The organism is Xanthomonas sp. AC360 (assembly GCF_979258225.1).
In genome coordinates, this window is record NZ_OZ409846.1 from 3,383,032 (window position 1) to 3,406,225 (window position 23,194).

The following is a 23,194-nucleotide window of genomic DNA, read 5'->3' on the forward strand; positions in this document are numbered from 1 at the left end:
GCACTCTGATGCCGGTCATCGAAGCGGATGCAGCAGGTAAAACACTGTCAACCATCGAAGTCAACGAGGCAATCGCAATGGAACGAACGCTTTATCTGAAGGACAACGTGATGATGGAACCGCTGTTCAACGGCTGGTACGTGTGGCCGCTGCTGATTCAGCCGATCACCGCCTCGATGATCGTCACCAACCTGCATATGCGCATCATGGATTCCTACCTGAAGGCGCCGGAGCTCCATGCGGCGGCGGCAAAGAACCCGGCCATGCGCGGCGGGCCTTTCATGGACTACGAGGGGCCGCTGCAGGTCGTGCACGACCTCATTGCCGATACCTGCCGCCGCATGTCTTTCGCTAGCGAGATCGCCGACGCGGTCAAGGCGCTCGACGAGATGCTGCAGTCCGAGGCCCAGGGTTCGTCGCTGGAGGAGCTATATCCGCGGGTTCCCGATGTGCTCAAGGGCTATGTCGAACTGGGCTACGACCTTCACCACAATCCCTCCTTCCGCATGCTTGAAGGCGTGGTGTATCGCAGCAAGTACTACCGCGAGGAACTGCAAGGAATGTCTCTGTCGCTGTTGGAGGGCGATCACCGCCCGTTCGTGCTGAGCACGCCGCGGCTGAGCACGGACGAGAATATCATGGTCGATCTTCCGTATCGCTCCAGGGACATCGACCGCCTGTTCGCGATGCGCGACCACGGAGATACCGAGGCGTTCGTTCGCCAGTTCGCCGAGTCGTATATTGCCGATCCGGCCAAGCGCGAGATGTTCCATGGCTACTTCACCGACACTGCTCCGGTGCGCAATGCCGACCGCAACCTCAACGGCCCGGGTGTGCGCATCCGCTACTTCGGGCACGCCACCGTGCTGGTGGAAAGCGCCGATGTGACCATCATGACCGACCCGGTCATCAGCTATGCACTCGACGGCGGCGTGCGGCGCTTCTCCTATGCCGACCTGCCGGATCGCATCGATTACGTGCTGCTGACGCATGCGCATCAGGACCATGTGATGTTCGAGACGCTGCTGCAGATCCGCCACCGCATCGGCACCATCGTGGTGCCGAAGAACGGCGGCGGCACTTTGCAGGACCCGTCCTTGAAGCTGATGCTCAAGACGGTGGGGTTCGAGAACGTGCTCGAGATCGACGAACTGGAATCGGTGCCGGTCACCGGTGGCGAGATCGTGGGGCTGCCGTTTTTCGGCGAGCATGGCGATCTACACATCCGCAGCAAGCAGGCGTTCTACGTCAACCTGGAGGGGAGCAGCATGCTGTTCGCCGCCGATTCCAATAACCTGGAGCCGCGGCTGTACGAACACCTACGCGACATCGTAGGCAACATCCAGCACATCTTCATCGGCATGGAGTGTGAGGGCGCGCCGATGTCGTGGCTATATGGACCGTTGTTCACCCGCAAGGTCGACCGCAAGCTCGACCAGGCCCGCCGCTTGAACGGGTCCAACTACGAACGGGCGCTGGATATCGTGCAGAGCTTCTCGCCGGAGTCGGTGTACATCTACGCGATGGGCAAGGAGCCTTGGCTGACCTATATCTCCAGCATCAGCTACACCGAAGACTCGCTGCCCATCGTCGAGTCCAACAAGCTGCTTGCCGCCTGCGCCGAACGTGCCATCCAGCACGAGCGTCTGTTCGGCGAAAAAACCATCCAGCTCGCCTGATACCCGCCTTACTCCGGGAGATATGCCTTGAAGGCTCTTGTCGTGGACAACCTTAGAAAATCCTACTCCAGCGAGGCGGGAACCAAGCACGCGCTGGACGACTTCTCGTTTCACATCGACCGGGGCGAGGTACTGGCATTGCTCGGCCGCAACGGTGCAGGCAAGACTACCGCGATCAAGGTGGTCGCCGGGCTGATCGTGCCCGACAGCGGAACGGTCCGCTTCGGCGAGGACGACAGCGCCCGGCACGGCACCCGTCTGGGTGCCGTGCTGGAAGGCGGCAAGAACCTGTACCAGCGCCTCAATGCCCTGGACAACCTGGAGTACTTCGGGGCGCTGCGCGGGCTGGGCCTGCGTGAAGCGCGACGCAAGGGAGCGGCGCTGGTGGAGCGGTTCGGATTGGGCGAGGTGGCCCGCACCCCGGTCCGCATGCTGTCGCGCGGCATGCAGCAGAAAATCGCCATCGCGGTCGCGCTCGTGCATGGCCCGAGCCTGCTGATCCTGGACGAACCCACCTTGGGCGTGGACTACGAAGGCACCCAGGTCCTGCTGCAGCTGATCCGTGATCTGCGTGCCGACGGTGTGGCCGTGCTGCTCACCACACATCAACTGGAGGTGGCCGAGCAAATCTCAGATCGCATCGCGATCATCCATGACGGCCGCAAGGTGGCCGACGCGCTTACCGATGCGATCAAGGCCGAGTTCGCTGGCGAATCCTACCGGATCGAGTTCCAGGGTTCGCTGGAGGCCGAAACGCTCGCCGCCCTGCAGGCGCTGAACGTGGACGTCCTCGACCAGACGGTGTCCTTTGCCGGTGAGCCCGCCCATGTGTACGAAGTGCTGGCTGCGTTGAGCCCGACGCCGATCCTGCGCATGGTCCGCGGCGACTTCGGCCTGGATGCGGCCTACCGGATTTACACCCAGCAACTTCCTTCCCCCAGCCCGTCAGGGAGACCTTGCAATGATGACGCTGCTGATGGCCGAAACGCGCCGGTCCTGGAAGCTGTTCCTGCGCTACCCCGCCGAGGCGATCGCGGTGTTCGCGATCCTCGCGCTGATGTTCGCCGGCCTGTACCTGGGTGCACGCTTCCTGGCCGGTGGACAGGACTTCGGTACCCGAATTGATTCGATCGTCGCCGGCTACATCGCCTGGATGCTGGTGCTGGGTATCTTCAGCGGCGTGGCCGGTGAGATCGAGCAGGAGGCCAAGATCGGCACGCTGGAACAGGTTGTGCTGTCTGATCGCTCCTTCCTCGCAGTGACGGTGGTGCGTGTGCTAGCCAACCTGTCGATCAACGTGCTGATCACCTTGTCGGTGCTGGTCTGCATCCTGCTTCTGACTCGTTCCAGCTTCCACATCACCCCGGCGGTACTACCGTCGGTGGGGCTGCTGGTGCTCGGCACGACTGGGCTCGGCCTGATGATGGGCGCGCTGGCCCTGCTGATGAAGAAGGCCACGGCACTGATCGGACTCAGCCAGTTCATGCTGCTGTTCCTGGTCTTCTTCCAGAAGCGCGACGGCAGCCAGCAGGCGCTGCAGTGGCTGGACTTCGCGCCGCTGTCCTCGGCGGCCTCGCTGATGCGCCAGATCCTGGCCACCGGCTACCAGCCCACGGCAGCCGACCATCTGCTTCCCGCAGTGAACGCGGTGGTGTATCTGGCGATCGGCTGCGTGCTGTTCCAGATGGCCCTCCGCAAGGCTAAGCGTAACGGAACCCTCGGACACTATTGATGATCAAGGACGCCACGGCACACCCAGGGAATGTCGACCTCCAGCCAGGGTCCGGGCCGGCATTGTCCGGCGAGCCGGTCGCGGTGCCGGCATGGTCGCCGCAGGAGCATGCCGTGATCGCGGCCCATCGGGTCGGGCAACGGGCGGTGGTGCCGGCGGCCCTGGTTGTGACCCGCGTGCTCGACGCAGTTGCCCCGGCAGACGCGGCCTGCCGGCTCGGTGGACTGCTCTTCCACGCCGGGATCGCCGCGGAGGATACGCTGCAGATGTCCTTCACAGGACGCACAGGCGATGCGGCCGTCGGCGTCAGTCTGTCGCGTCTACACGACGATGGCGACGCCACGTCCGTTGTGGAACTGGAGGCGCTGATGCCTGCCGACGGGCGCGCGCCGGATCCGGCCGCACCTGTACAGCGTGGGCCCGGCGACCGGATGGACGTCGCTGGCTTTTATCGGGACCTGGCGGCCGCAGGAAACACGTTCCTGCCTGCGCTGCGGCTCGTGACGGGGCTGTACCGGCAGGTGCAGCGGATCGACGTCGACATCACCGGTCGGGATGCACCCGATGCCGCCTGCTGGGACGCGTGCCTGCATGCGCTGCTTGCCTTGCCCGACGATGCTCCGTCGTTCGCGCATGTGATCCATTCGATCGACCGGATCGACGTCTGGGGACCGGTGCGCGGGACGTTGTCCGCCACCGGTTGGCTGCGGACCACGCACGCGCGTGGCTTCGTTGCCGATCTGCAGGTCCGCGACGTCGATGGCCAGGTCGTCGCCGAGGCCGTCGGAGTCACATACGCGCGGCTAGCGCAGTGCCGCCAGACGCTGTCGGTGGCCGGCAACATCAGCCTGGAACCGTTCCAGGAGGCGTTCGATCACCTTGCGCAAGGTGCGGGGCTGTGCGTCCTTACGGCCGGGTTCGACCAGCTGCACCAGACCCTGCTCGATCCGGCCGGCGTGGCAGACGCGCCGGAATGCAGCGAACTACTGCTGTTGGTTGACCTGTCGCAATGGGATATGCCCGAGCTTGCTGTGCAGGGCGATGCGTGGCAGGAGGCGCGTGCGGCCGGTGCCGAGGTGTCGCTGCTACCTAACCATCTACAGGTACTCGGACTGAACCGATACGAGACCGACTACCTGTACGAGGAAATCTTCGACGACCGCAGCTACCTTCGCGACAACATCGTCCTCGAGGATGACGATGTGGTGCTGGACATCGGTGCAAACATCGGTCTGTTCTCGCTGCACATGTTGGACCTGAATCCCAGCGTGCGGGTACTGGCCTTCGAACCATCGCCGGTGACGGCTGCGGTGGCACGCGCCAATCTGGAGGGGCGGGGCCGGGCCACTGTCTTCCAGCAGGGCGTGGCGGAGGCGCAGGGCAGCGCAGTGTTCACCCACTATGCGACGTCCACCGTATTCTCGGGCTTTCATGTGGACGCCCAGGAAGACCGGCGCGCCATCGAGCAGGTGATCGAGAACCAGCTCAGCGACGCGCACGTGGACGGCCAGCACGACAGCTACGTCGAGGACCTAGTGGCCAATCGTCTGGAAGGGCACAAGGTGGAAGTCGCGCTGACCTCGGTGTCCGACGTGATCGATCAGCACGGTCTTGCGTCGATCGGACTGCTGAAGGTCGACGCGGAGAAAAGCGAGGACGCGATCCTGCGCGGGATCCGTCCCGAGCACTGGCCGCGCATCTGTCAGCTGATGCTGGAAGTGCATGACCAGGAGGGCACACGCACCTCACAGATCGTCCGCTTCCTGGAATCGATGGGCTTTGCGGTGGTGCTGCGCGAGGAGGAAAAGCTTCGCCAGTCAGGCCTGGTCGCGCTGAGCGCCACGCGTACTGCGCGCCGAGCCATGCCCTCGATCGGCCGCAACGCGCGCGCGTTGCAGGTCCGCTGTGCCGAGCTTCTGGATTCGCTGCAGGCGTTCCGCGCGCGCAGCCGCAGTCCCGTGACGGTGGTTCTGGCTGCCAGCCATCCGACCAGCGCCACCTCGGCACACATGCGCCGCCAGTACCGCCACGTGATGGCCGGTTTCCGGCGCGCGGCCGGCGCGCTCCCGGGCGTTGCGGTTGTGGCACAGCGCGAGGTGCTGCGCCGCTATGCCGTGTCGCCAGCCGAGGCGGTGTCCGCGCAGGTCGAGGATGCCGGGGTGCCGTTCCCGATGGAATGGTATGCCGCTACCGCGATGTGGGCACTGCGAAGCCACGCACTGCGCCAGCATGCGTTGAAAAAGGTGTTGGTGGTCGACTGCGACAACACCCTTTGGCAAGGCTTGTGCGCCGAGGACGGTCCTCGAGGTGTCACCATCACGCCGGCGTTGCGACGCTGGCAGGCCTTCCTGGTTGCGCAGCGCCGTGCTGGCGTGGTCCTGTGCCTGTGTAGTCGCAACGTACCCGAGGACGTCTGGGCAGTGTTCGAGCAGCATCCGGACATGCTGCTGCGCGCCGAGGACATCGCATTGGCCAAGATCGGCTGGGCACCCAAGTCCACGTTGATCGCCGAGATTGCTGCCGACCTCGATCTGGCGATCGACAGCCTTGTGTTCGTGGACGACAACCCGGCCGAATGCCTGCAGGTGGGCACGGAGCACCCGGAGGTTTCGTGCCTGGTGTTCCCGCAGCAGGCAGCGCAGATCGATGCGTTCTGGCGGCACACCTGGGCGTTGGATCTGTTGCGGCGCTCGCCCGATGGCACCGACCGGGTCCAGCTGTATCGAGAGGAAGGCGTGCGCAAGGCATTCCGACGTGCCCACGGCGGGCTGGAAGCCTTTGTCGATGGACTCCAGCTGGTGGTCGAACTGGACGCCATCGGCCTCGGGCATGAGGCACGCGTAGCGGAGCTCGCGCAACGGACCAACCAGTTCAACCTGCACGCCCGTCTGCGCAGCGCCGACGCGGTGAACGCATACCTGCAGCAGCCGCGGGTGCGTGGCTGGATCATCCGCGCACGTGATCGCTTCGGCGACTATGGCGTAGTGGGCGCCTGCTACGGCGAGCTTGTCGGCGATGCTTTTTCCGTCGAGAACATCCTGCTCAGTTGCCGGGTGCTCGGCCGTGGTGTCGAGCAGCGCCTGGGGCAGCTACTGGCGACGGCGTTGGAGGGGCTGGGCATCCGGCACGGCCATCTCAAGGCACAGCGCACCGTACGCAATGTGCCGGCCACCAGTTTCTTCTTGGCGGTAACCGGCCTGGACGCCGCCGTGGGGGCTGCGGTGTTCACCACGGCGGCGTTGCGGCAGGTCCCGTTGATGGTGGTCGGCCCGGATACATGCGCCGCTGGTGGTGAAGCGGCGCGGCCTGCCGACGGCCCGGGCGCCGCTACTACGGCGGAATGGAATGCGCGCTGGGAACGGTGGATCTTCAGCGTATCGCACAGCGCGGCCGGTATCGCCGAGGCCATCTGGGGCGCGCGCGACCACGGGTCGCAGGACGACACCGTCAGCCGCACCTACGCCGAGCGCGTAGCCTACGGCCTCTGGCGCGATGTGCTTGGGGCCGGGCCGGTCCGTCGCGAGGACGACTTCTTTGCTGCAGGCGGAACCTCGTTGCGGCTGGTTCGCCTAGTCAGCGCGGTGAACCGCCATTTCGGTATTTCGCTTCGCCTGTCGGACCTGTACGGCAACGCCAGCCTTGCGGCATTGGGCGAGTTGATCGATGCCCGGCTGGGGCGCCCGTCACAGGCCGTGGTTGCCACGGGCGAGCGCGCAGCCGGCTTGGCGCCCACCCAGGAGGGCCTGTGGTTCATTCACGCACTGAACCCTGCCTCACCGGCCTACCTTGCGGCCGTGGCGGCGTGCGTATCCGCGCCTGTACAGGCGGCCGCGCTGCAGCCGAGGTTGCAGCGCCTGCTGCAGACCGATTCGGTGCTTGCCAGCCGTTATCGGCTGGACGGGGCACGTACGGTAGTGGAGATCGACCCAGGTGCGACGGTGGCCGTGGTTGAGGTCGACGCCGCAGATTGGACTTTGGCTCAACTCGTCGATCACGCCGGCGACGCATCACGCCAACTGATCGACCTGCAGCGGGGGCCCCTGCTGCGTGCATATCTGTATCGCTGGACAGCGTCGCGATCGGTCCTGTTGCTGGTCTCGCACCATCTTGTCGTGGACCTCCGATCGCTAGAGCTGCTGCTGGGCCGCTTGCTGGGCGAAACCTGGGCTTCGCAGGATATCGCCGACCGCGGCGACTTCATTGACTTCGCTGTCGCCCACCGCCGCGCGTTGGATAGCGATGTAGGGGGCACGCTGCGTCGCGAGTGGGCCAAACGCTTGGCTAATCCACCCCCGCCGTTGCTGGAGCGTGTGACGGGCGGGGCGGAATGGGGCGCGGTCGGGTTCGCTGTGGCCACGGCCAGTATCGGTTTGACCACGCTACAGCGCTTAGTAGAGAGTTCGGTGGCACTGCAGACTAGTAAATTCCTTGTGCTGTTCAGTGCCTTCGTACATCACTGCAGCGAGACTTTCGGACGGGAAGAGTTCATTGTCGGTACCCCTGTATCGCTGCGCGAGGATGACCGCCATGCCGAAGCAATCGGTAATTTCGTCACCACGCTGCCCGTTAGGGCGCGGGTGCCGGATGGTGACTTCTCGGTCCTGCATGCAGCGGTGCGCGAGGCATTCGTCGACGCGCTGGCTGGCAAAGCGTTGCCCTTGCACCAGATCAGCCAGGGATTGGCAGCCGGACGCCGACGGATAGCGCTGGTGCAGGTGCTGTTCTCTTACCATGCAGGCGAAACCGGCATCCCCATCCAACAGTTCTGCGACCACGGGCAGCTCTCTGCGCCGTTCCGTATCGGTGAGTTGCCCTGCCAGATCCTGGGCTTGCATCAGCAGGTGGAGCAGGTCGAGCTAGCGCTCGAAATCTTTGACTGCGACCGTGGCTTGGGACTAAACCTTAAATACAGCTTGGCTTACCTGGACAGGGAACGGGCGCAACAGTTTCTGCAGACATTTATCGATTTGCTGGAGTTGGTTGCTGCCGAGCCTAAGGCAACGCTGACCAAGCGGTTACATCAACCAGACGCTTGGCGATATGACACGACTGATCTCGGATAGGCAATTTTTGGCAGTGCCCGCACCGTTGTCCCTCCGGGCTGCCTTTGCAGCCCCATTGACATATAGCTATGCCGTCAAGCTGGCACGTGTCAGGTACAGGTTGTTGTGGGTGTAGTCGAGCGTTTTCGGAAAGTCGCAGCACTCGTTCGCGCCAGACGTGCTGGCCAGGTGCCCGAGCAGGATTTTCCTGGCGCTTGCGCAGGCTGCACGCGACACTGTCCGGGCAGGCGATCGCGGCGGCGAAGGGCTGAGGACTGCTGCTGGAAGCACTCTGCATCGAACGCCAACGCGTATGGCGGCGCGCTTTCGTCTGCAGCGGGTGTAACCACTCCGCATGTGTATGGCCCCTTAGCCTTGCGGTGCGGCCCCTGCGCTGCCATACTTTCCGGCTTCCTGCCCGGTTCCGGGTGGGAACCCTTGCTCCACCGGCCGCCTTGCGCGGACCACCGGGGAGCTGTCCGGCCCACGTGGCCACATCCGAAAGGTAAAACAACATGAGTCGTCATTACGAAGTCGTGTTCCTGGTCCATCCGGACCAGAGCGAGCAGGTCCCGGCCATGATCGAGCGCTACAAGTCGCTGATCGAGGGCGGTAACGGCACCATTCACCGTCTGGAAGACTGGGGCCGTCGTCAGCTGGCCTACCCGATCCAGAATCTGGTGAAGGCGCACTACGTGCTGCTCAACATCGAAGTCGACCAGGCCGTGCTGAGCGAGCTGGTGGAAAGCTTCCGCTTCAACGATGCGGTGCTGCGTCACTTGGTCGTCAAGCGCGATGGCCCGGATACCGAGCAGTCGCTGATCATGAAGAGCAAGGACGAGAAGGGCGACAAGCCCGAGCGTAGCGAGCGTCGTCGTCGTGACGACGAGGAAGGCGATGCTGCACCTGCCGCCACCGATACCGACGGCGACAACGCCGAAGCCGCTTAAGGAGCGCTGTCATGTCCAAGTTCTTCCGTCGTCGCAAGTTCTGCAAGTTCACCGCCGAGGGCGTCAAAGAGATCGATTACAAGGATCTCAACACCCTGCGTCAGTACCTCACCGAGAACGGCAAGATCGTGCCGAGCCGCGTGACCGGTACCAAGTCCAAGTACCAGCGTCAGCTGGCGACGGCCGTCAAGCGCTCGCGTTTCCTGGCGCTGATCCCGTACACGGACAACCACGACGTTTGATCGGTCGTTCGTTGAGGGTCGCTCATAGCGGCCCGCACGAAAGAAGTGAGTCCTCGTAGGAGCCCATGCGGCTGCATGCGAGTTCTCACAATAGCCCGCACATCCCTATGCGGGTTATCAAATTGATAGAGACCGGTCATTCGAGATGCGGTGTTGATCGTGCTCTTGCGATTCCCAAATCCCGATTCCCGAATCCCGTCTTTTCGGACAGCACCCGTTGCGTCGGCCAAAGTGCCAGCGCTAACGAATAACGGAGCACCACCATGGATCTGATTCTTCTGCAGAAAGTGACCAACCTGGGCAACCTGGGCGACAAGGTCAGCGTCAAGCCGGGCTACGGCCGTAACTTCCTCGTGCCGCAGGGTAAGGCCGTTCCGGCCACCGCTGCCAACGTCGAAGCGTTCGAAACCAAGCGCGCCGATTACGAAGCCAAGGCCAACACCATCCTGGCCGATGCTCAGACCCGTGCCACCAAGTTCGAAGGCGCCAGCGTCACCATCGGCGCACACGCGTCCACCGAAGGCAAGCTGTACGGCTCGGTTGGCCCGCGCGACATCGCCGAGGCGTTCACCGCTGCCGGCCTGCCGCTGGAAAAGAGCGAAGTGATCCTGGGCGAAGGCGCATTCCGCAATGTCGGCGAGTACGACGTTGTGCTGCACCTGCACGCCGATGTGGAAACCTCGGTCAAGGTCATCGTCGAATCCGACGCCTGATCCTTGCTGCATGTGTGAACCGAAGGGCGCCTTGTTAGGCGCCCTTCGTCTTTTACGGCCAGCCGCAGCGTAGCGACGGCACCGTTATACTCATGCCCCATTGTCGGTTCCACGGCCTGCAGATCTTGCCGATCAAGGGCTTAGGTGTCGGCTCCACAGGAAAAGCGCCTGCCGGCTGTGTCCGCGCGGTGCCCGGAACCCGTCCGTCCCATGCGCCTGTCCACGATCAAGCTGTCCGGTTTCAAGTCGTTCGTCGACCCGACCACGTTGCACCTGCCCACCAACATGACCGGCATCGTCGGCCCCAATGGTTGCGGCAAGTCCAACATCATCGATGCGGTGCGCTGGGTGATGGGCGAAAGCTCGGCCAGCCGGCTGCGTGGCGACTCGCTGACCGACGTGATCTTTTCCGGCTCATCGGCGCGCAAGCCGGTGTCGCAGGCGACGGTGGAACTGATCTTCGACAACTCCGATCACACCATCACCGGTGAGTTCGCCTCGTTCAACGAGATCTCGGTCAAGCGCCTGGTCAGCCGCGACGGCAACAGCGCCTATTACCTCAACGGCACCAAGTGCCGGCGTCGCGACATTACCGATTTGTTCCTGGGCACCGGCCTGGGGCCGCGCAGCTACTCGATCATCGAGCAGGGCATGATCAGCCAGATCATCGAGGCGCGTCCGGAAGATCTGCGCGTGTATCTGGAAGAGGCCGCCGGCATTTCCAAGTACAAGGAACGCCGCAAGGAAACCGAAACCCGCATCCGCCACACCCGCGAAAATCTCGACCGCCTGGGCGACCTGCGCGAAGAGATCACCAAGCAGCTGGCGCATCTGCAGCGCCAGGCGCGTCAGGCCGAGCAATACCAGGCCTTGCAGGAAGAACGCCGGATCAAGGATGCCGAGTGGAAGGCGCTGGAGTACCGCGGCCTGGATGGGCAATTGCAGGGCCTGCGCGAAAAGTTGAATCAGGAAGAAACCCGTCTGCAGCAGCTGATCGCCGACCAGCGCGATGCCGAAGCGCGGATCGAAACCGGGCGTGTGCGCCGCGAAGAGGCGGCCGAAGCGGTGGCCAAGGCGCAGGCCGACGTCTACCAGGTGGGCAGCGCGCTGGCGCGCATCGAACAGCAGATCCAGCACCAGCGCGAACTCTCGCATCGCTTGCACAAGGCGCGCGATGAGGCGCAGAGCCAGCTGCAGGAATTGACCCAGCACATCAGTGGCGACTCCTCAAAACTGGCCGTGCTGCGCGAAGCGGTGGATGCGGCCGAACCGCAGCTGGAACAGCTGCGCGAGGACCATGAGTTCCGCCAGGAATCGCTGCGCGAAGCCGAGGCGCGGCTGGCCGACTGGCAGCAGCGCTGGGAAACCCATAACCGCGACACCGGCGAAGCCTCGCGCGCCGGCGAAGTGGAGCGCACGCGTGTCGATTATCTGGACCGCCAATCGCTGGAGGCCGACCGCCGCCGCGAAGCGCTGGTCAACGAACGGGCCGGGCTGGATCTGGATGCGCTGGCCGAGGCGTTCGAGCAGGTCGAGCTGCGCCATGAAACCCAAAAGGCGTCGCTGGACGGGCTGACCGAGCAAGTCGAAGCGCGCAAGCACGCCTTGGGCGGTCTGCAGGAACAACAGCGGGCCAGCCAGGGCGAGCTGGCCGAGGTGCGCAAGCACGCGCAGGCTGCGCGCGGCCGGCTGTCGTCGCTGGAAACCCTGCAGCAGGCCGCCCTCGGCCAGGAGCAGGGCGCGGCGGTGGCGTGGCTGAAGTCGCGTGGGCTGGATTCGGCGGCGCGTGTTGGCGAGCGCATTACGGTGGAAAGCGGCTGGGAAAACACCGTCGAAAGCGCGCTGGGGCAGTTGATCGAAGGGGTGCTGGTGGAGGCGCCCGAACAGCTGGTCGACGCGCTGGGCGAGTTGGGCGAAGGCCGCATTGCGCTGGTGTCCAACGCCACCGATGCCGCCACGTTTGCACCGACCTCATTGGCATCCAAAGTGCAGGGGCCGATTGCGATTCGTCGGTTGCTGGCGCGGCTGCATGCGGCCGACGATCTGCAGGCCGCACGCGCGTTGCAAGCCGCGTTGCCGGAAGGCGACTCGGTCATCACCCGCAATGGCGAGCGCTTGGGCGAGGGCTGGGTGCGCGTATCGCGCTCTGGCGCGGCCAAGCAGGGCGCCTTGCTGCGCGAGCGCGACATCCAGGAACTGCGCACGCAGATCGACACCCTGCAGGAGCGCGAAGCCGAGCTAGAACAGCGGCTCACCAGCTTCCGCGAGCAATCGCTGGCCGCCGAACAGCAGCGCGAAGATGCGCAGCGTCAGCTCTACATGGCGCACCGCAGCGTGTCCGAACTGGCCGGCCAGTTGCAGAGCCAGCAGGGCAAGGTCGATGCAGCGCGCACGCGCATCGAGCGCATCGAAAACGAGTTGTCGCAGTTGCTGGAAACGCTGGATACCAGCCGCGAACAGGCCCGCGAGGCCCGCGCGAAACTCGAAGACGCGGTCACCCTGATGGGCGATCTGCAAGGCACGCGGCAGGCGCTGGAAAACGAACGCCGCCAGCTCACCGATGCGCGCGACCAGGCGCGCGATGCCGCACGTGGCGTGCGCGATGCGATGCATGCCTTGGCGCTGACGCTGGAATCGCAGCGCACTCAGATCACCTCGCTCAGCCAGACCCTGGAGCGCATGGACAGCCAGCGCGGCCAGCTCGATACGCGCCTGGAAGATCTGGTCTCCCAGCTCAGCGACGGCGATTCGCCGGTGGAAACGCTGGAGCACGAACATCAGGCCGCACTGAGCGAGCGTGTCCGCACCGAGCGCGTGCTCAGCGAAACGCGGACGTTGCTCGACAGCATCGACGGTGAGCTGCGCAGCTTCGAGCAGACCCGTCAGCAGCGCGACGAACAGGCGCTAGCACAGCGCGAGCGCATCAGCCAGCGCAAGCTCGATCAACAGGCGCTGGTGCTCAACGCCGAGCAGTTGTCTGCCGCGGTGGTCAAATCCGGCTTCGTGCTCGAAGACGTGGTCAATGGCCTGTCCGAGTCTGCCAACGCGCCCGAATGGGAAGCGGCGGTGAGCCAGATCGACGGGCGCATGCGGCGCCTGGAGCCGGTGAATCTGGCTGCGATCCAGGAATACGGCGAGGCTGCGCAGCGCTCGGAATATCTGGAAGCGCAGAACCTGGACCTCAATACCGCACTGGAAACGCTGGAAGAAGCCATCCGCAAGATCGACCGCGAAACCCGCGGCCGTTTCAAGGACACCTTCGATCGCGTCAACTCCGGCGTGCAGGCGCTGTATCCACGCCTGTTCGGCGGTGGGCACGCGTATCTGGAACTCACCGGCGAAGACCTGCTCGACACCGGCGTGACCATCATGGCGCGCCCGCCGGGCAAGCGTGTGTCCAGCATTTCGCTGCTGTCCGGTGGCGAAAAGGCGATGACCGCCGTGGCGCTGGTGTTTGCGATCTTCCAGCTCAATCCTGCGCCGTTCTGTCTGTTGGACGAGGTGGACGCGCCGCTGGACGAAGCCAATGTCGGCCGCCTGGCCAACATGGTGCGCGAGATGAGCGAGAAGGTGCAGTTCCTGTTCGTCAGCCATAACAAGGCGACCATGGAAGCGGCGCGCCAGTTGTCCGGTGTGACCATGCGCGAGCCGGGCGTCAGCCGTCTGGTCAGCGTGGACCTGGAAGAGGCGGCACGTTTGGCGGGTGCGGCATGACGTGCCATGCTTGCTGGAATGATGACACCTGTCACTCTTATGCGGAGGCACGCTGAATGTCCGACATGGCCATGATCCGGATCGGGATCCTGATCGCGGGACTGCTGCTGGTCGCTGCAATTTTTCTGTTCGGCCGTCCGAAGAAATCGCCACAGGGGCGTCGCGTCGACAAGGACGACGGTCAACCGCGCGAACGCCGCGAGCCGGTGATTTCCGGCGATGCGGGTGTCGATGGCGAAACGTTCGAGCGCAGCGAAGGCAGTGCCGAACAGAGCGAACTCAACCTGGACGACCAGGATGGTGCCGGCGGTAACGATGTCGGCAAGCGCCCCAACCAGGATTTCGACAAGATTGTGTCGCTGTTCGTGGCGGCCAAGGCCGGCCAGATCCTGCGTGGCGAAGATGTGGTGGTTGCCGCAGAAAAGACCGGCCTGGTGTTCGGCCATATGAATGTGTTTCACCGCCTGGTGGAAGGGCATCCGGAGCGCGGGCCGATCTTCAGCATGGCCAGCATCCTCAAGCCGGGCAGTTTCGATATGGCCAACATCCGCGAGATGCAGACCCCGGCGATCGCGTTTTTCCTGACCTTGCCGGCGCCGATGACCGCGCTGGATGCCTGGGAAAAAATGCTGCCGACCGTGCAACGCATGGCCGAGTTGCTGGACGGCGTGGTGCTGGACGACAGCCGCAATGCGCTGGGCCGCCAGCGTGTGGCGCATATCCGCGACGAACTACGTGCCTACGATCGTCAGCACCAGGCACCGCCGCTGACCAAGTCCCCGCGCTGGTGAGTTGAGCGATGTTGAGTCTGCAGGGCGTGTTGGCGGTGGCCTTGCTGCTGGTGCTGTGGGCAATTCTGGCAATGCCGCTGTTGTGGATCTTTTCGTTGATCACCGCGCGCCTGCGCAAACGCCCGCGCAACTCGCCGTGGGTGGTGGGCAGTTTCGCCGCTGCCATCACTCTGCTGGTGGCGCCGGTGCCGACGCCCTTCATCAGTGTGTTCCTGCCGCATGCGATCGCGTTGTTCGATCGCCGCTACTACGCGCACATCCTGCAAGGCCCGTCGATGTTGCGTGAGCTGCTGCTGTGGAATGCAGGCTCGATGGTGCTGACCTTTGTCATCAGCTATCTGTGGATCCGGCGCAGCTTGCGCACACCCGCCACAGCGGAACTGGATCCCTAGGTCCGCTGGTCGGGCAGGGCGCGTGGCAGGCGTTGGCCCTCAGCGCTTGGCTTTGGTAAACGCCTCGCGGAACCGCATCATCTCTGCCTCGGTGCCAACGGTCACGCGCACGCGCTTGGGCCAGATCGGCCAGCTGCGGCCGACGACCACGCCCTGCTTCTGCATCGAATCGGCAAACACGCCGGCCTCGCGCTTGACGTCCAGCATGAAGCAGTTCGCTTGCGTGGGCAGGCAGGTGTAGCCCTTACTCTTGAGCCAGGCGACGGTCTCATCGCGCACGCGTGCGTTGTCCGCGCGCCGGGTCTGCACCAGTTGCGGGTCGCGCAGGCTGGCGATACCGGCCGCCATGGCCGGGACCGGCAACGGGGTGCTGCCGAAGCTGGCGAGCTTGGTCTGCAAGCCCGGCGGGGCAAGCGCTGCGCCGAGGCGCAGGCCGGCCATGCCGTAGAGTTTGGAGAAACTGCGCAGCACGATCAGGTCCTGGCGCTGACGCACCAGGTCGACCATCGACGGCTCGTTGCTGTAGTGGATGTAGGCCTCGTCGACCACCAGCACCGCGCTGGCCGGCTTGTTGGCCAGCAGCCATTCGATGTCGCTGCGCGGGGTGATGCTGCCGGTGGCATTGCCGGGATTGCACAGATAGATCAGGCCGGCGGTTGGGTCGGCCTTGGCCATCGCCTTGACGTCGTGCGCGCCATCGGCACGCAGCGGCACCTTGCGCACCTGCACACCGCGGGCAGTGGCGCTGTCGATGACCGGGTCGAAGCTCGGGTCTGCCACCACCAGGCCGGCGCGCGCCGAGGTGAACAGGTTGCTGGCGCGATTCAGTGCGTCCCTGGACCCGGGAAACAACGCCAGATGGTCGTTGGGCAGCTGCAACTCGCCGGTCATCAGATTGCGCAGGTCCTGCTCCATCTCCTGCAGATAACGGCCCGAACGCGCCAGCGACCGCGTTGCGGCATCCAGCGCTGCCGGAGCAGGCCCAAGCGGATGTTCGTTGAGGTTGAGCAGCACCGTGCCTGCTGCCGGTGCGACGCCCGGCGCTGGGGCCGCGGCTGCGCGCTTGCGGGCCGCCTCAGCCGCGGGTGCCAGCCCCAATGCGGAAACTGCCACGCCAGTGGTGGCAAGGCTGAGAAACGAACGGCGCGAAACGGGCAACGACACGGGTGAGCTCCAGACGAGCAGGGCAAAGAGGTCGCCACGCTAGCGGGTTTGTGCCGGTCTGCCTATCGGGAAATCCCCGGGCGGCAAGCTGTTGGCCGTCAGCGGGCAGATCCGGCGGTCCAGGAAGCCAGTCGCGCCTGTCCGCGTGACGGCAAATCCTGCTGGGCTTGCTGCCGGGGTGCGAGCGAGGCGCTGCCGGCATCATTACGTTTGGCCTTGCGCGCTTGCCTGCCGCTGTTGATGCGGTCAGCGACATCGGATCGGGGGGGCGACGTCAGGGCGCGTCATCGCTTGCGCATCGGCACGGCCCGTTAGAATGGGCGGCCCAGTGCCAGCCCAGCGATCGTATGACTGTCAGCCCGGATCCCGCTCAGCGCATCGATGCCCTGCGTCGCCGAATCGAAGACGCGAACTACCGCTATCACGTGCTCGACGAGCCGCAGATGGCCGACGTCGATTACGACCGCCTGATGCGTGAGCTGGAGGCGCTGGAAGCCGAGCACCCGGCACTGGCCACTGCCGATTCGCCAACGCAGCGGGTGGGGTATCTGGCCGCGTCGCGCTTTGCCGAAGTGCGGCATGCGCTGCCGATGTTGTCGCTGGGCAATGCCTTCAGCGATGAGGAAGTGAGCGAGTTCGTCCGCCGCATCAGCGAGCGGCTGGAGCTCAAACAACCGGTGTTTTCGGCCGAACCCAAGCTCGATGGCCTGGCCATCAGCCTGCGCTACGAAGATGGCGAGTTCGTGCAAGGTGCGACCCGTGGCGATGGCGCCGCGGGCGAGGATGTCAGCGCCAATCTGCGCACGGTCAAGGCAATTCCGCTGCGTTTGCGTGGGCAGGGGTGGCCGAAGGTGCTGGAAGTGCGCGGCGAGGTCTACATGCCGCGCGCCGCGTTCGAGGCGTACAACGCGCAGATGCGTGCGCAGGGTGGCAAGGTGCTGGCCAATCCGCGCAATGGTGCGGCCGGCTCGCTGCGGCAGCTGGACGCGCGCATCACCGCGCAGCGCCCACTCAGTTTTTTTGCGTACGGCGTGGGCGAGGTGCGCGACGGCGCCTTGCCGCAGACGCATTCGGCCATCCTGGCGCAATTGCGCGCCTGGGGGTTTCCGGTCAGCCAGCTGGTCGAAGTGGTGCAGGGCAGCGAGGGCCTGTTGGCGTACTACCAACGCATTGGCGCGGCGCGCGACGGGCTGGCCTTCGATATCGATGGCGTGGTGTACAAGCTCGACGATCTGGCCGGTCAGCGGGAGATGGGGTTCGTTTCGCGCGCGCCGCGCTGGGCGATTGCGCACAAATTCCCGGCGCAGGAGCAATCCACCACGGTGGAAGCGATCGAGATCCAGATTGGCCGTACCGGTGCGGCGACGCCGGTGGCGCGACTGAAGCCGGTACATGTGGCCGGCGTGATCGTCACCAATGCCACGCTGCATAACGCCGACCAGATCGCGCGGCTGGATGTGCGCGTGGGCGACACGGTGATCGTGCGCCGTGCCGGCGATGTGATTCCGGAAGTCGCCGGCGTTGTCGCCGACCAGCGCCCGCCGGGCACGCAGGAATGGCGCATGCCTACCCAGTGCCCGGTGTGCGGGTCGGAGATCGTGCGCGAAGAAGGCCAGGCGGTGTGGCGGTGCTCGGGCGAGTTGACCTGCCCGGCGCAGCGCAAGGAGGCGTTTCGGCATTTCGTGTCGCGGCGTGCGATGGATGTCGACGGTCTGGGTGAGAAATTCATCGAAGTGCTGGTCGATAGCGGACTGGTGCAAGGTGTGGCCGATCTGTATCTGCTCACCGTCGATCAACTGCTGCAACTGCGCCTGATCAGCACCGCCGACAGCCCACATGCGTTCTTGCGCGAGGCGCGCGAGCATTTGGCAGAAAATAAATACCGCGAACTGGAAGGCTTGACGGGTTTGCTGGGCGTCGATTTGATCGATGGGCAAGCTGATTGGCCTGAGAATTGGCAAGCGCAAGTTCTGGGCTTGAAATTCACAGGCTTCGATTGGAACCGCCGCAAGATCGCCACCAAATGGGCGGAGAACCTGATCGAGGCGATCGAAGCATCGCGCGACACCACGCTGGAGCGCTTTCTGTTCGCGCTGGGCATCGAGCATGTGGGCGAGAGTACGGCCAAGGCCTTGGCGGCGTGGTTCGGCGATCTGGAGCTGATCCGCCATCTGCCGTGGCCGCTGTTCAAACGCGTGCCCGATATCGGTGGCGAAGTGGCGCGTTCGCTCGGGCACTTCCTCGATCAGCCTGGCAATCAGCAGGCCATCGACGATTTACTGCAACGTGGCGTGCGCATCGGCGATGCGCACCCGCCATCGCCCAAGCTGCGCGATGCCTTGAGTTTTGCCAGCGTGCTGGAAGACATGGACATTCCCAAGGTGACGCCGGTACGCGCGCAGCAACTGGCGGCGGCGGTGCCGTCGTTCGATGCGCTGCGCACTGCCGGCAGCGACGCGTTATTGCAGGCCGGCGTGCCCGCACCGGTGGTCGCCGCGCTGCTGCAATGGCTGGATCGCCCGGAAAATGCGGCACTCGCCACATCGGCACAACAGGCGATGGAAACGGTGCTGGCGCGCCTGCCGGACGCCGAGGCCGTGCAGGCCGGCCCCTTGGACGGCCAGACGGTCGTGATCACCGGCACCTTGGCCGCCTTGACGCGCGATGCCGCCAAACAGCGGCTCGAAGCATTAGGCGCCAAGGTGGCCGGCAGCGTCTCCAAGAAAACCGCGTTCCTTGTGGCCGGTGAGGAGGCCGGCTCCAAGCTCGACAAGGCGCAATCGCTGGGCGTGGACATCTGGGACGAAGCGCGGCTGCTGGCCTTCCTGGGTGAGCACGGCCAACAGCCATGACCGCAGCGCAACTCGATCTGGCCGGGCTGCGGTTGCGCGCCCAGCTCAATGCCGCGATTCGCGACTTTTTTGCCGAGCGCAGCGTGCTGGAAGTGGAAACGCCGGTGCTGTCGCAGGCCGGCAACACCGAGCCGAATATCGAAAGTTTCAGCACCCGCTTCAGCGGACATGTGGATGCTGGCGCGCCGCTGCGCTGGCTACGCACCTCGCCGGAGTATCCGCTCAAACGCCTGCTCGCCGCCGGCCTGGGCGATTGTTACGAACTGGGGCGCGTGTTCCGCAACGGCGAAGCCGGCGGCCGGCACAATCCGGAATTCAGCATGCTCGAGTGGTATCGGGTGGGTTGGGACGACCGTAAGTTGGCGCAGGAAACCGTCGCACTGGTGCAGCGCGCGCTTGCCCTGGTGCAGCGCGAGGCGAGCGTGCAGGTGCTTACGTATCGCGAGCTGTTCGTGCAACGCCTGGGCATCGACCCGTTGCTGGACCCGGTCGACACGCTGCGTGCAGCACTGCATGACGTTGCCATCGATCCGCAGGGACTGACACGCGACGATTGGCTGGACCTGCTGATGACCCATCGCATCCAGCCAGGCTTTGCCAGCGAGACGCTGACCGTGGTGCACGACTGGCCCGCCAGCCAATGCGCGCTGGCGCGCATCCGTCACGATAGCCCGCCGGTCGCCGAGCGCTTCGAGCTGTATCTGGGCGGCTATGAAGTGGCCAACGGCTACCACGAATTGAACGATGCGCAGGAGCAACGGGCACGCTTCACCCGCGACAACGCCGTGCGTGCGGCGCGCGGATTGCCGCAGCTGCCGCTGGATGAGCACCTGCTGGCGGTGCTGTCGCAGCTGCCCGATTGCGCAGGCGTGGCGGTGGGTGTGGATCGGTTATTGATGGCCTTGCGCGGCACCGCGCAGATTGCCGACGTGCTGGCGTTCGACTTCGCCCGCGCCTGAGTTGCGACCAGCGGAATCGGGCGATGCGCCAGGCACTGGCAGCGGCCAACAACCCTGCTGCGCTCATCGCCGGTCCTGCGTCGCTGGTGCGCGGTGCGCCATGGACTACGTGTGCACGTCGGTTCTCAGCGCGCCATCCGCACTCACATGACGACTGCGCGCTCGGTTTTCTCAGCTGCGCTCGACGCGATACCCGAATGCGGTCCCCGCGTTGCGATTGGCCGTGGCGGGCTGGAGTTGATCACAGCGCAGATCCGGACCCGCGCAGCCCATTGCTGTAGGCGATGCCGCACGCATTTGGTCGTGCGGCAAGCAAGCGTGGGTTGCGCTGCCATGCCGTTGTCATCGCCGCCGTATTGCTATCTTCACATCGATGATGCTCTCATCTTCACGTCCACGGGGGCGCGACGTTTATCGTTTCGGGGTGAGGATTGCTGGCATGAAGTGGCTGATCAGCTTATGCGGTTTGTGGTGCCTGCCGCTGCTGATGCTCGCCGATGCGCGCGCCGCTGAGCGCGGCTCCGGCGTGGTGCGTTGCGAATCCAAGGACATGGCGCGTGTGCATTGCGCGATGGATGTCGCCAGCGGCGTGCAACTGGTACGCCAGCTCTCCGAAACCAGCTGTATCCGCGGTAGCGAATGGGATGTTGACCGCGACGGTGTCTGGGTCGAGCAGGGCTGTCGTGCCGAATTCGCCGCCACCGTGCCGGCCACACCGCTGATGCGGCGTGTAGTGCGTTGCGATTCCAACGGCGGCAAGGTGGTGTGCCCGGTGGTCTTGCGCGGCGCGCCGGTACGCCTGTTGCGGCAACGCTCGATGTGGCCGTGCAAGGAAAACCGTACCTGGGGAACGCGGCGTAACGAAATCTGGGTGTCGCGTGGTTGCGATGGCGAGTTCGAAGTCGGTGCCGAAGATGGGTCCGGTTTCGTGGCGGTGCCGCGCATGGTCACGTGCGAATCGAAAAAAAGCGCGCGCCGCACATGCGGGGTGTCGGTGGAGCGCAAGGTGCGCCTGGGCCGGCAACTGTCCAGGACGGCGTGCGTGGAAGGCCAGACCTGGGGCTGGAGTCGCGACGGGGTGTGGGTCAACGATGGTTGCCGCGCGGAATTCATCGTCGACTGAGCGGCTGACGAACCTGCCGCGTGGTCTATTGCTGGCGAAGAATCTTGGCCACGTACATCGCCAGCTGCTGCGCACGTGCTTTCGCTGCACAGGGTGGCTGATCTGCTGTTTGGCTGCAGGGCCCTTGCCCGCCCACCCTCGCGGGACACGCTGCAAGTACGTCCTTGTAAGCTCTTACGCGGCATCCATGCCGCGTAAGGTCCCGCGAGGGTGGGCGGGCAAGGACCAGTCGCGACGGTCGGTGTGCACGGCTGCACGCAAGGCGTGGTGTGTTGTTTGGATAACGCCGCGTTTGATCAGCTTCGTAGCGCAGCGCGATCGACGGGCAGGTTTCAACAAGGCAATCGGCAAACTTCCTTCCAAAACAATCAGCAAACCGTCTGGTGCGGTGTGCTCGCCGATTGCGGGACCGTGTGGCGGCATGGATGCCGCTACCGAGCCTACAGGGACGTACTTGCGGCGTGTCCCGCGAGCGGCGAGGGCGCCGCGCCCTCGACCAACCAGGCTTTTGCGCTTGAGGCACTGCTGCTCGCACCCTGCAGGCTGAGCATCGCCGGTCACTGACTGGGCTACGCGCGCGCCTTACAATAGGGCGATGAACGACAGCGCCCATATCGATTACGCCCGCTACGACCACATCCGCCCCCTGCTGTGGACCGGCGATGCCCTGGAGTTGCTCGACCAACGCAAGCTGCCTTTCGTGGTGGAGCATGTGCGCTGCGAGAGCAGCGATGCGGTGGCCGAGGCCATCCATTCGCTGGCCGTGCGTGGTGCGCCGGCGATCGGTATCGCGGCCGGCTGGGGCGTGGTGTTGGCTGCGCGCGATATCGCTGCCGACGATGGCAGTGCGGTCTTGCAGAAACTCGAACCGGCGCTGTTGCGGCTCAATGCCGCGCGCCCGACTGCGGTCAACCTGGCCTGGGCGTTGATGCGCATGCGCCGGGTGTTGGGCGCGGCCGGTGCAGACTGGCGCGAGGTGATTGCGCGCGAGGCGCAGGCCATCGCCGATGAGGATCTGGCCGCCAATCGTCACATGGGCGCGCTGGGTGCCGGGCTTATCGCGCCGGGCAGCGGCGTGCTCACCCACTGCAATACCGGCTCGCTGGCTACCGCCGGCTTCGGCACCGCGCTGGGCGTGATCCGCGCCGGCATGGCGCAGCAACGTATCGCCAAGGTGTTCGCCGGCGAAACCCGGCCGTGGCTGCAGGGCGCGCGCCTGACCGTGTGGGAGCTGCAGCAGGACGGTATCGATGCCACCCTGATCGCCGACTCGGCTGCGGCGCATCTGATGAAATCCGGCCTGGTGCAGTGGGTGATCGTCGGCGCGGACCGCATCTGCGCCAACGGCGACACCGCCAACAAGATCGGCACGTACCAGCTGGCCATTGCCGCACGTCACCACGGGGTCAAGTTCATGGTGGTGGCGCCGTCGTCGACGGTGGACATGGCCACCAGCGATGGCGATCAGATCGAGATCGAGCAGCGCGATCCGGGCGAGTTGTTCGGCGTGGGCGGGGTGCGCACGGTGGCCGAGGGTATCCATGCCTGGAACCCGGTGTTCGACGTCACCCCTGGCGCGCTGATCGATGCCATCGTCACCGAACGTGGGGTGATCGAGCAGCCCGATCCGGCGCGAATGCAGGCCGCCTTCGGCGCCTGAGCCGGACCGGCGGCAAGATTGCCGCCAACGTCCCGCCAAAATCCCTGCAAGTGCTTGTTTCTGGCCGTAAAGCGACGGTATCGGGAAGCCCCTTCGTGGTACAATCTGGGGCTTGAATCGATCGGCGGGAGCGTGGGGTCGGCAGCCTGTGACTGAGGCGCCCCCGACGCGGCTTTCCGGC

At 65.0% G+C, this 23,194-nt stretch carries 15 protein-coding genes and 1 other RNA gene; 15 read left to right on the plus strand and 1 reads right to left on the minus strand.

Annotated features, from left to right (window positions below; genetic code table 11):
• Window positions 1-8: 8 nt before the first annotated feature.
• The 10 genes from ACZZ0O_RS14585 (at window position 9) to ACZZ0O_RS14630 (ending at window position 15,255) form a co-directional block, all read left to right on the plus strand.
• Complete coding sequence (locus tag ACZZ0O_RS14585; protein ID WP_463591110.1) at window positions 9-1,679, plus strand: MBL fold metallo-hydrolase; 1,671 nt, start codon at window positions 9-11, stop codon at window positions 1,677-1,679.
• Between the two features lie 27 nt (window positions 1,680-1,706).
• Window positions 1,707-2,804, plus strand: a complete 1,098-nt coding sequence (locus tag ACZZ0O_RS14590; RefSeq protein ID WP_463591111.1) for an ABC transporter ATP-binding protein — start codon at window positions 1,707-1,709, stop codon at window positions 2,802-2,804.
• On the plus strand, window positions 2,710-3,411 hold the full coding sequence (locus ACZZ0O_RS14595) for an ABC transporter permease (protein WP_463592459.1): 702 nt from the start codon (window positions 2,710-2,712) through the stop codon (window positions 3,409-3,411). The genes ACZZ0O_RS14590 and ACZZ0O_RS14595 overlap by 95 nt, the downstream gene beginning before the upstream one ends.
• Complete coding sequence (locus tag ACZZ0O_RS14600) at window positions 3,411-8,474, plus strand: FkbM family methyltransferase (protein ID WP_463591112.1); 5,064 nt, start codon at window positions 3,411-3,413, stop codon at window positions 8,472-8,474. The genes ACZZ0O_RS14595 and ACZZ0O_RS14600 overlap by 1 nt, the downstream gene beginning before the upstream one ends.
• A gap of 494 nt (window positions 8,475-8,968) precedes the next feature.
• Window positions 8,969-9,403, plus strand: a complete 435-nt coding sequence (gene rpsF / locus ACZZ0O_RS14605; RefSeq protein WP_055844662.1) for a 30S ribosomal protein S6 — start codon at window positions 8,969-8,971, stop codon at window positions 9,401-9,403.
• 11 nt (window positions 9,404-9,414) lie between these two features.
• Window positions 9,415-9,645, plus strand: coding sequence for a 30S ribosomal protein S18 (gene rpsR, locus ACZZ0O_RS14610; RefSeq protein ID WP_005991243.1), 231 nt, complete (start codon window positions 9,415-9,417; stop codon window positions 9,643-9,645).
• A gap of 263 nt (window positions 9,646-9,908) precedes the next feature.
• Window positions 9,909-10,358: a 50S ribosomal protein L9 gene (gene rplI / locus ACZZ0O_RS14615; RefSeq protein WP_055844660.1), complete on the plus strand. Its 450-nt coding sequence runs from the start codon at window positions 9,909-9,911 to the stop codon at window positions 10,356-10,358.
• A 210-nt stretch (window positions 10,359-10,568) separates the two neighbouring features.
• The gene (smc, locus tag ACZZ0O_RS14620; protein ID WP_463591113.1) at window positions 10,569-14,072 is read left to right on the plus strand and encodes a chromosome segregation protein SMC; all 3,504 of its coding nucleotides are present in this window, start codon (window positions 10,569-10,571) and stop codon (window positions 14,070-14,072) included.
• 56 nt (window positions 14,073-14,128) lie between these two features.
• Window positions 14,129-14,863, plus strand: a complete 735-nt coding sequence (gene zipA / locus ACZZ0O_RS14625; protein WP_463591114.1) for a cell division protein ZipA — start codon at window positions 14,129-14,131, stop codon at window positions 14,861-14,863.
• Between the two features lie 8 nt (window positions 14,864-14,871).
• The gene (locus tag ACZZ0O_RS14630) at window positions 14,872-15,255 is read left to right on the plus strand and encodes a hypothetical protein (protein ID WP_463591115.1); all 384 of its coding nucleotides are present in this window, start codon (window positions 14,872-14,874) and stop codon (window positions 15,253-15,255) included.
• Window positions 15,256-15,294: 39 nt separating this feature from the next.
• On the opposite strand, the gene ACZZ0O_RS14635 is transcribed toward ACZZ0O_RS14630, so the two are convergent.
• Window positions 15,295-16,419 (minus strand): pyridoxal phosphate-dependent aminotransferase, encoded by a 1,125-nt coding sequence (locus ACZZ0O_RS14635; RefSeq protein WP_463591116.1) that lies wholly within the window; start codon window positions 16,417-16,419, stop codon window positions 15,295-15,297.
• 347 nt (window positions 16,420-16,766) lie between these two features.
• On the opposite strand from ACZZ0O_RS14635, the gene ligA reads away from it, so the two are divergent.
• From ligA to mtnA, 5 genes are all read left to right on the plus strand, one after another.
• A complete protein-coding gene (gene ligA, locus ACZZ0O_RS14640) occupies window positions 16,767-19,271 on the plus strand; it encodes an NAD-dependent DNA ligase LigA (protein WP_463591117.1) in 2,505 nt (834 codons plus the stop codon).
• Window positions 19,268-20,230 carry an EF-P lysine aminoacylase EpmA gene (gene epmA, locus ACZZ0O_RS14645; RefSeq protein ID WP_463591118.1) on the plus strand — a complete coding sequence of 321 codons (963 nt, stop codon included), beginning with the start codon at window positions 19,268-19,270 and terminating at the stop codon, window positions 20,228-20,230. Before ligA ends, epmA begins: the two co-directional genes overlap by 4 nt.
• Before the next feature lie 100 nt (window positions 20,231-20,330).
• A non-coding RNA gene (locus ACZZ0O_RS14650) (sX9 sRNA) lies at window positions 20,331-20,407 on the plus strand.
• A gap of 262 nt (window positions 20,408-20,669) precedes the next feature.
• On the plus strand, window positions 20,670-21,353 hold the full coding sequence (locus ACZZ0O_RS14655; RefSeq protein ID WP_055844638.1) for a DUF3011 domain-containing protein: 684 nt from the start codon (window positions 20,670-20,672) through the stop codon (window positions 21,351-21,353).
• A gap of 595 nt (window positions 21,354-21,948) precedes the next feature.
• Window positions 21,949-23,013, plus strand: a complete 1,065-nt coding sequence (mtnA, locus tag ACZZ0O_RS14660; protein ID WP_463591119.1) for an S-methyl-5-thioribose-1-phosphate isomerase — start codon at window positions 21,949-21,951, stop codon at window positions 23,011-23,013.
• Window positions 23,014-23,194: the final 181 nt, after the last annotated feature.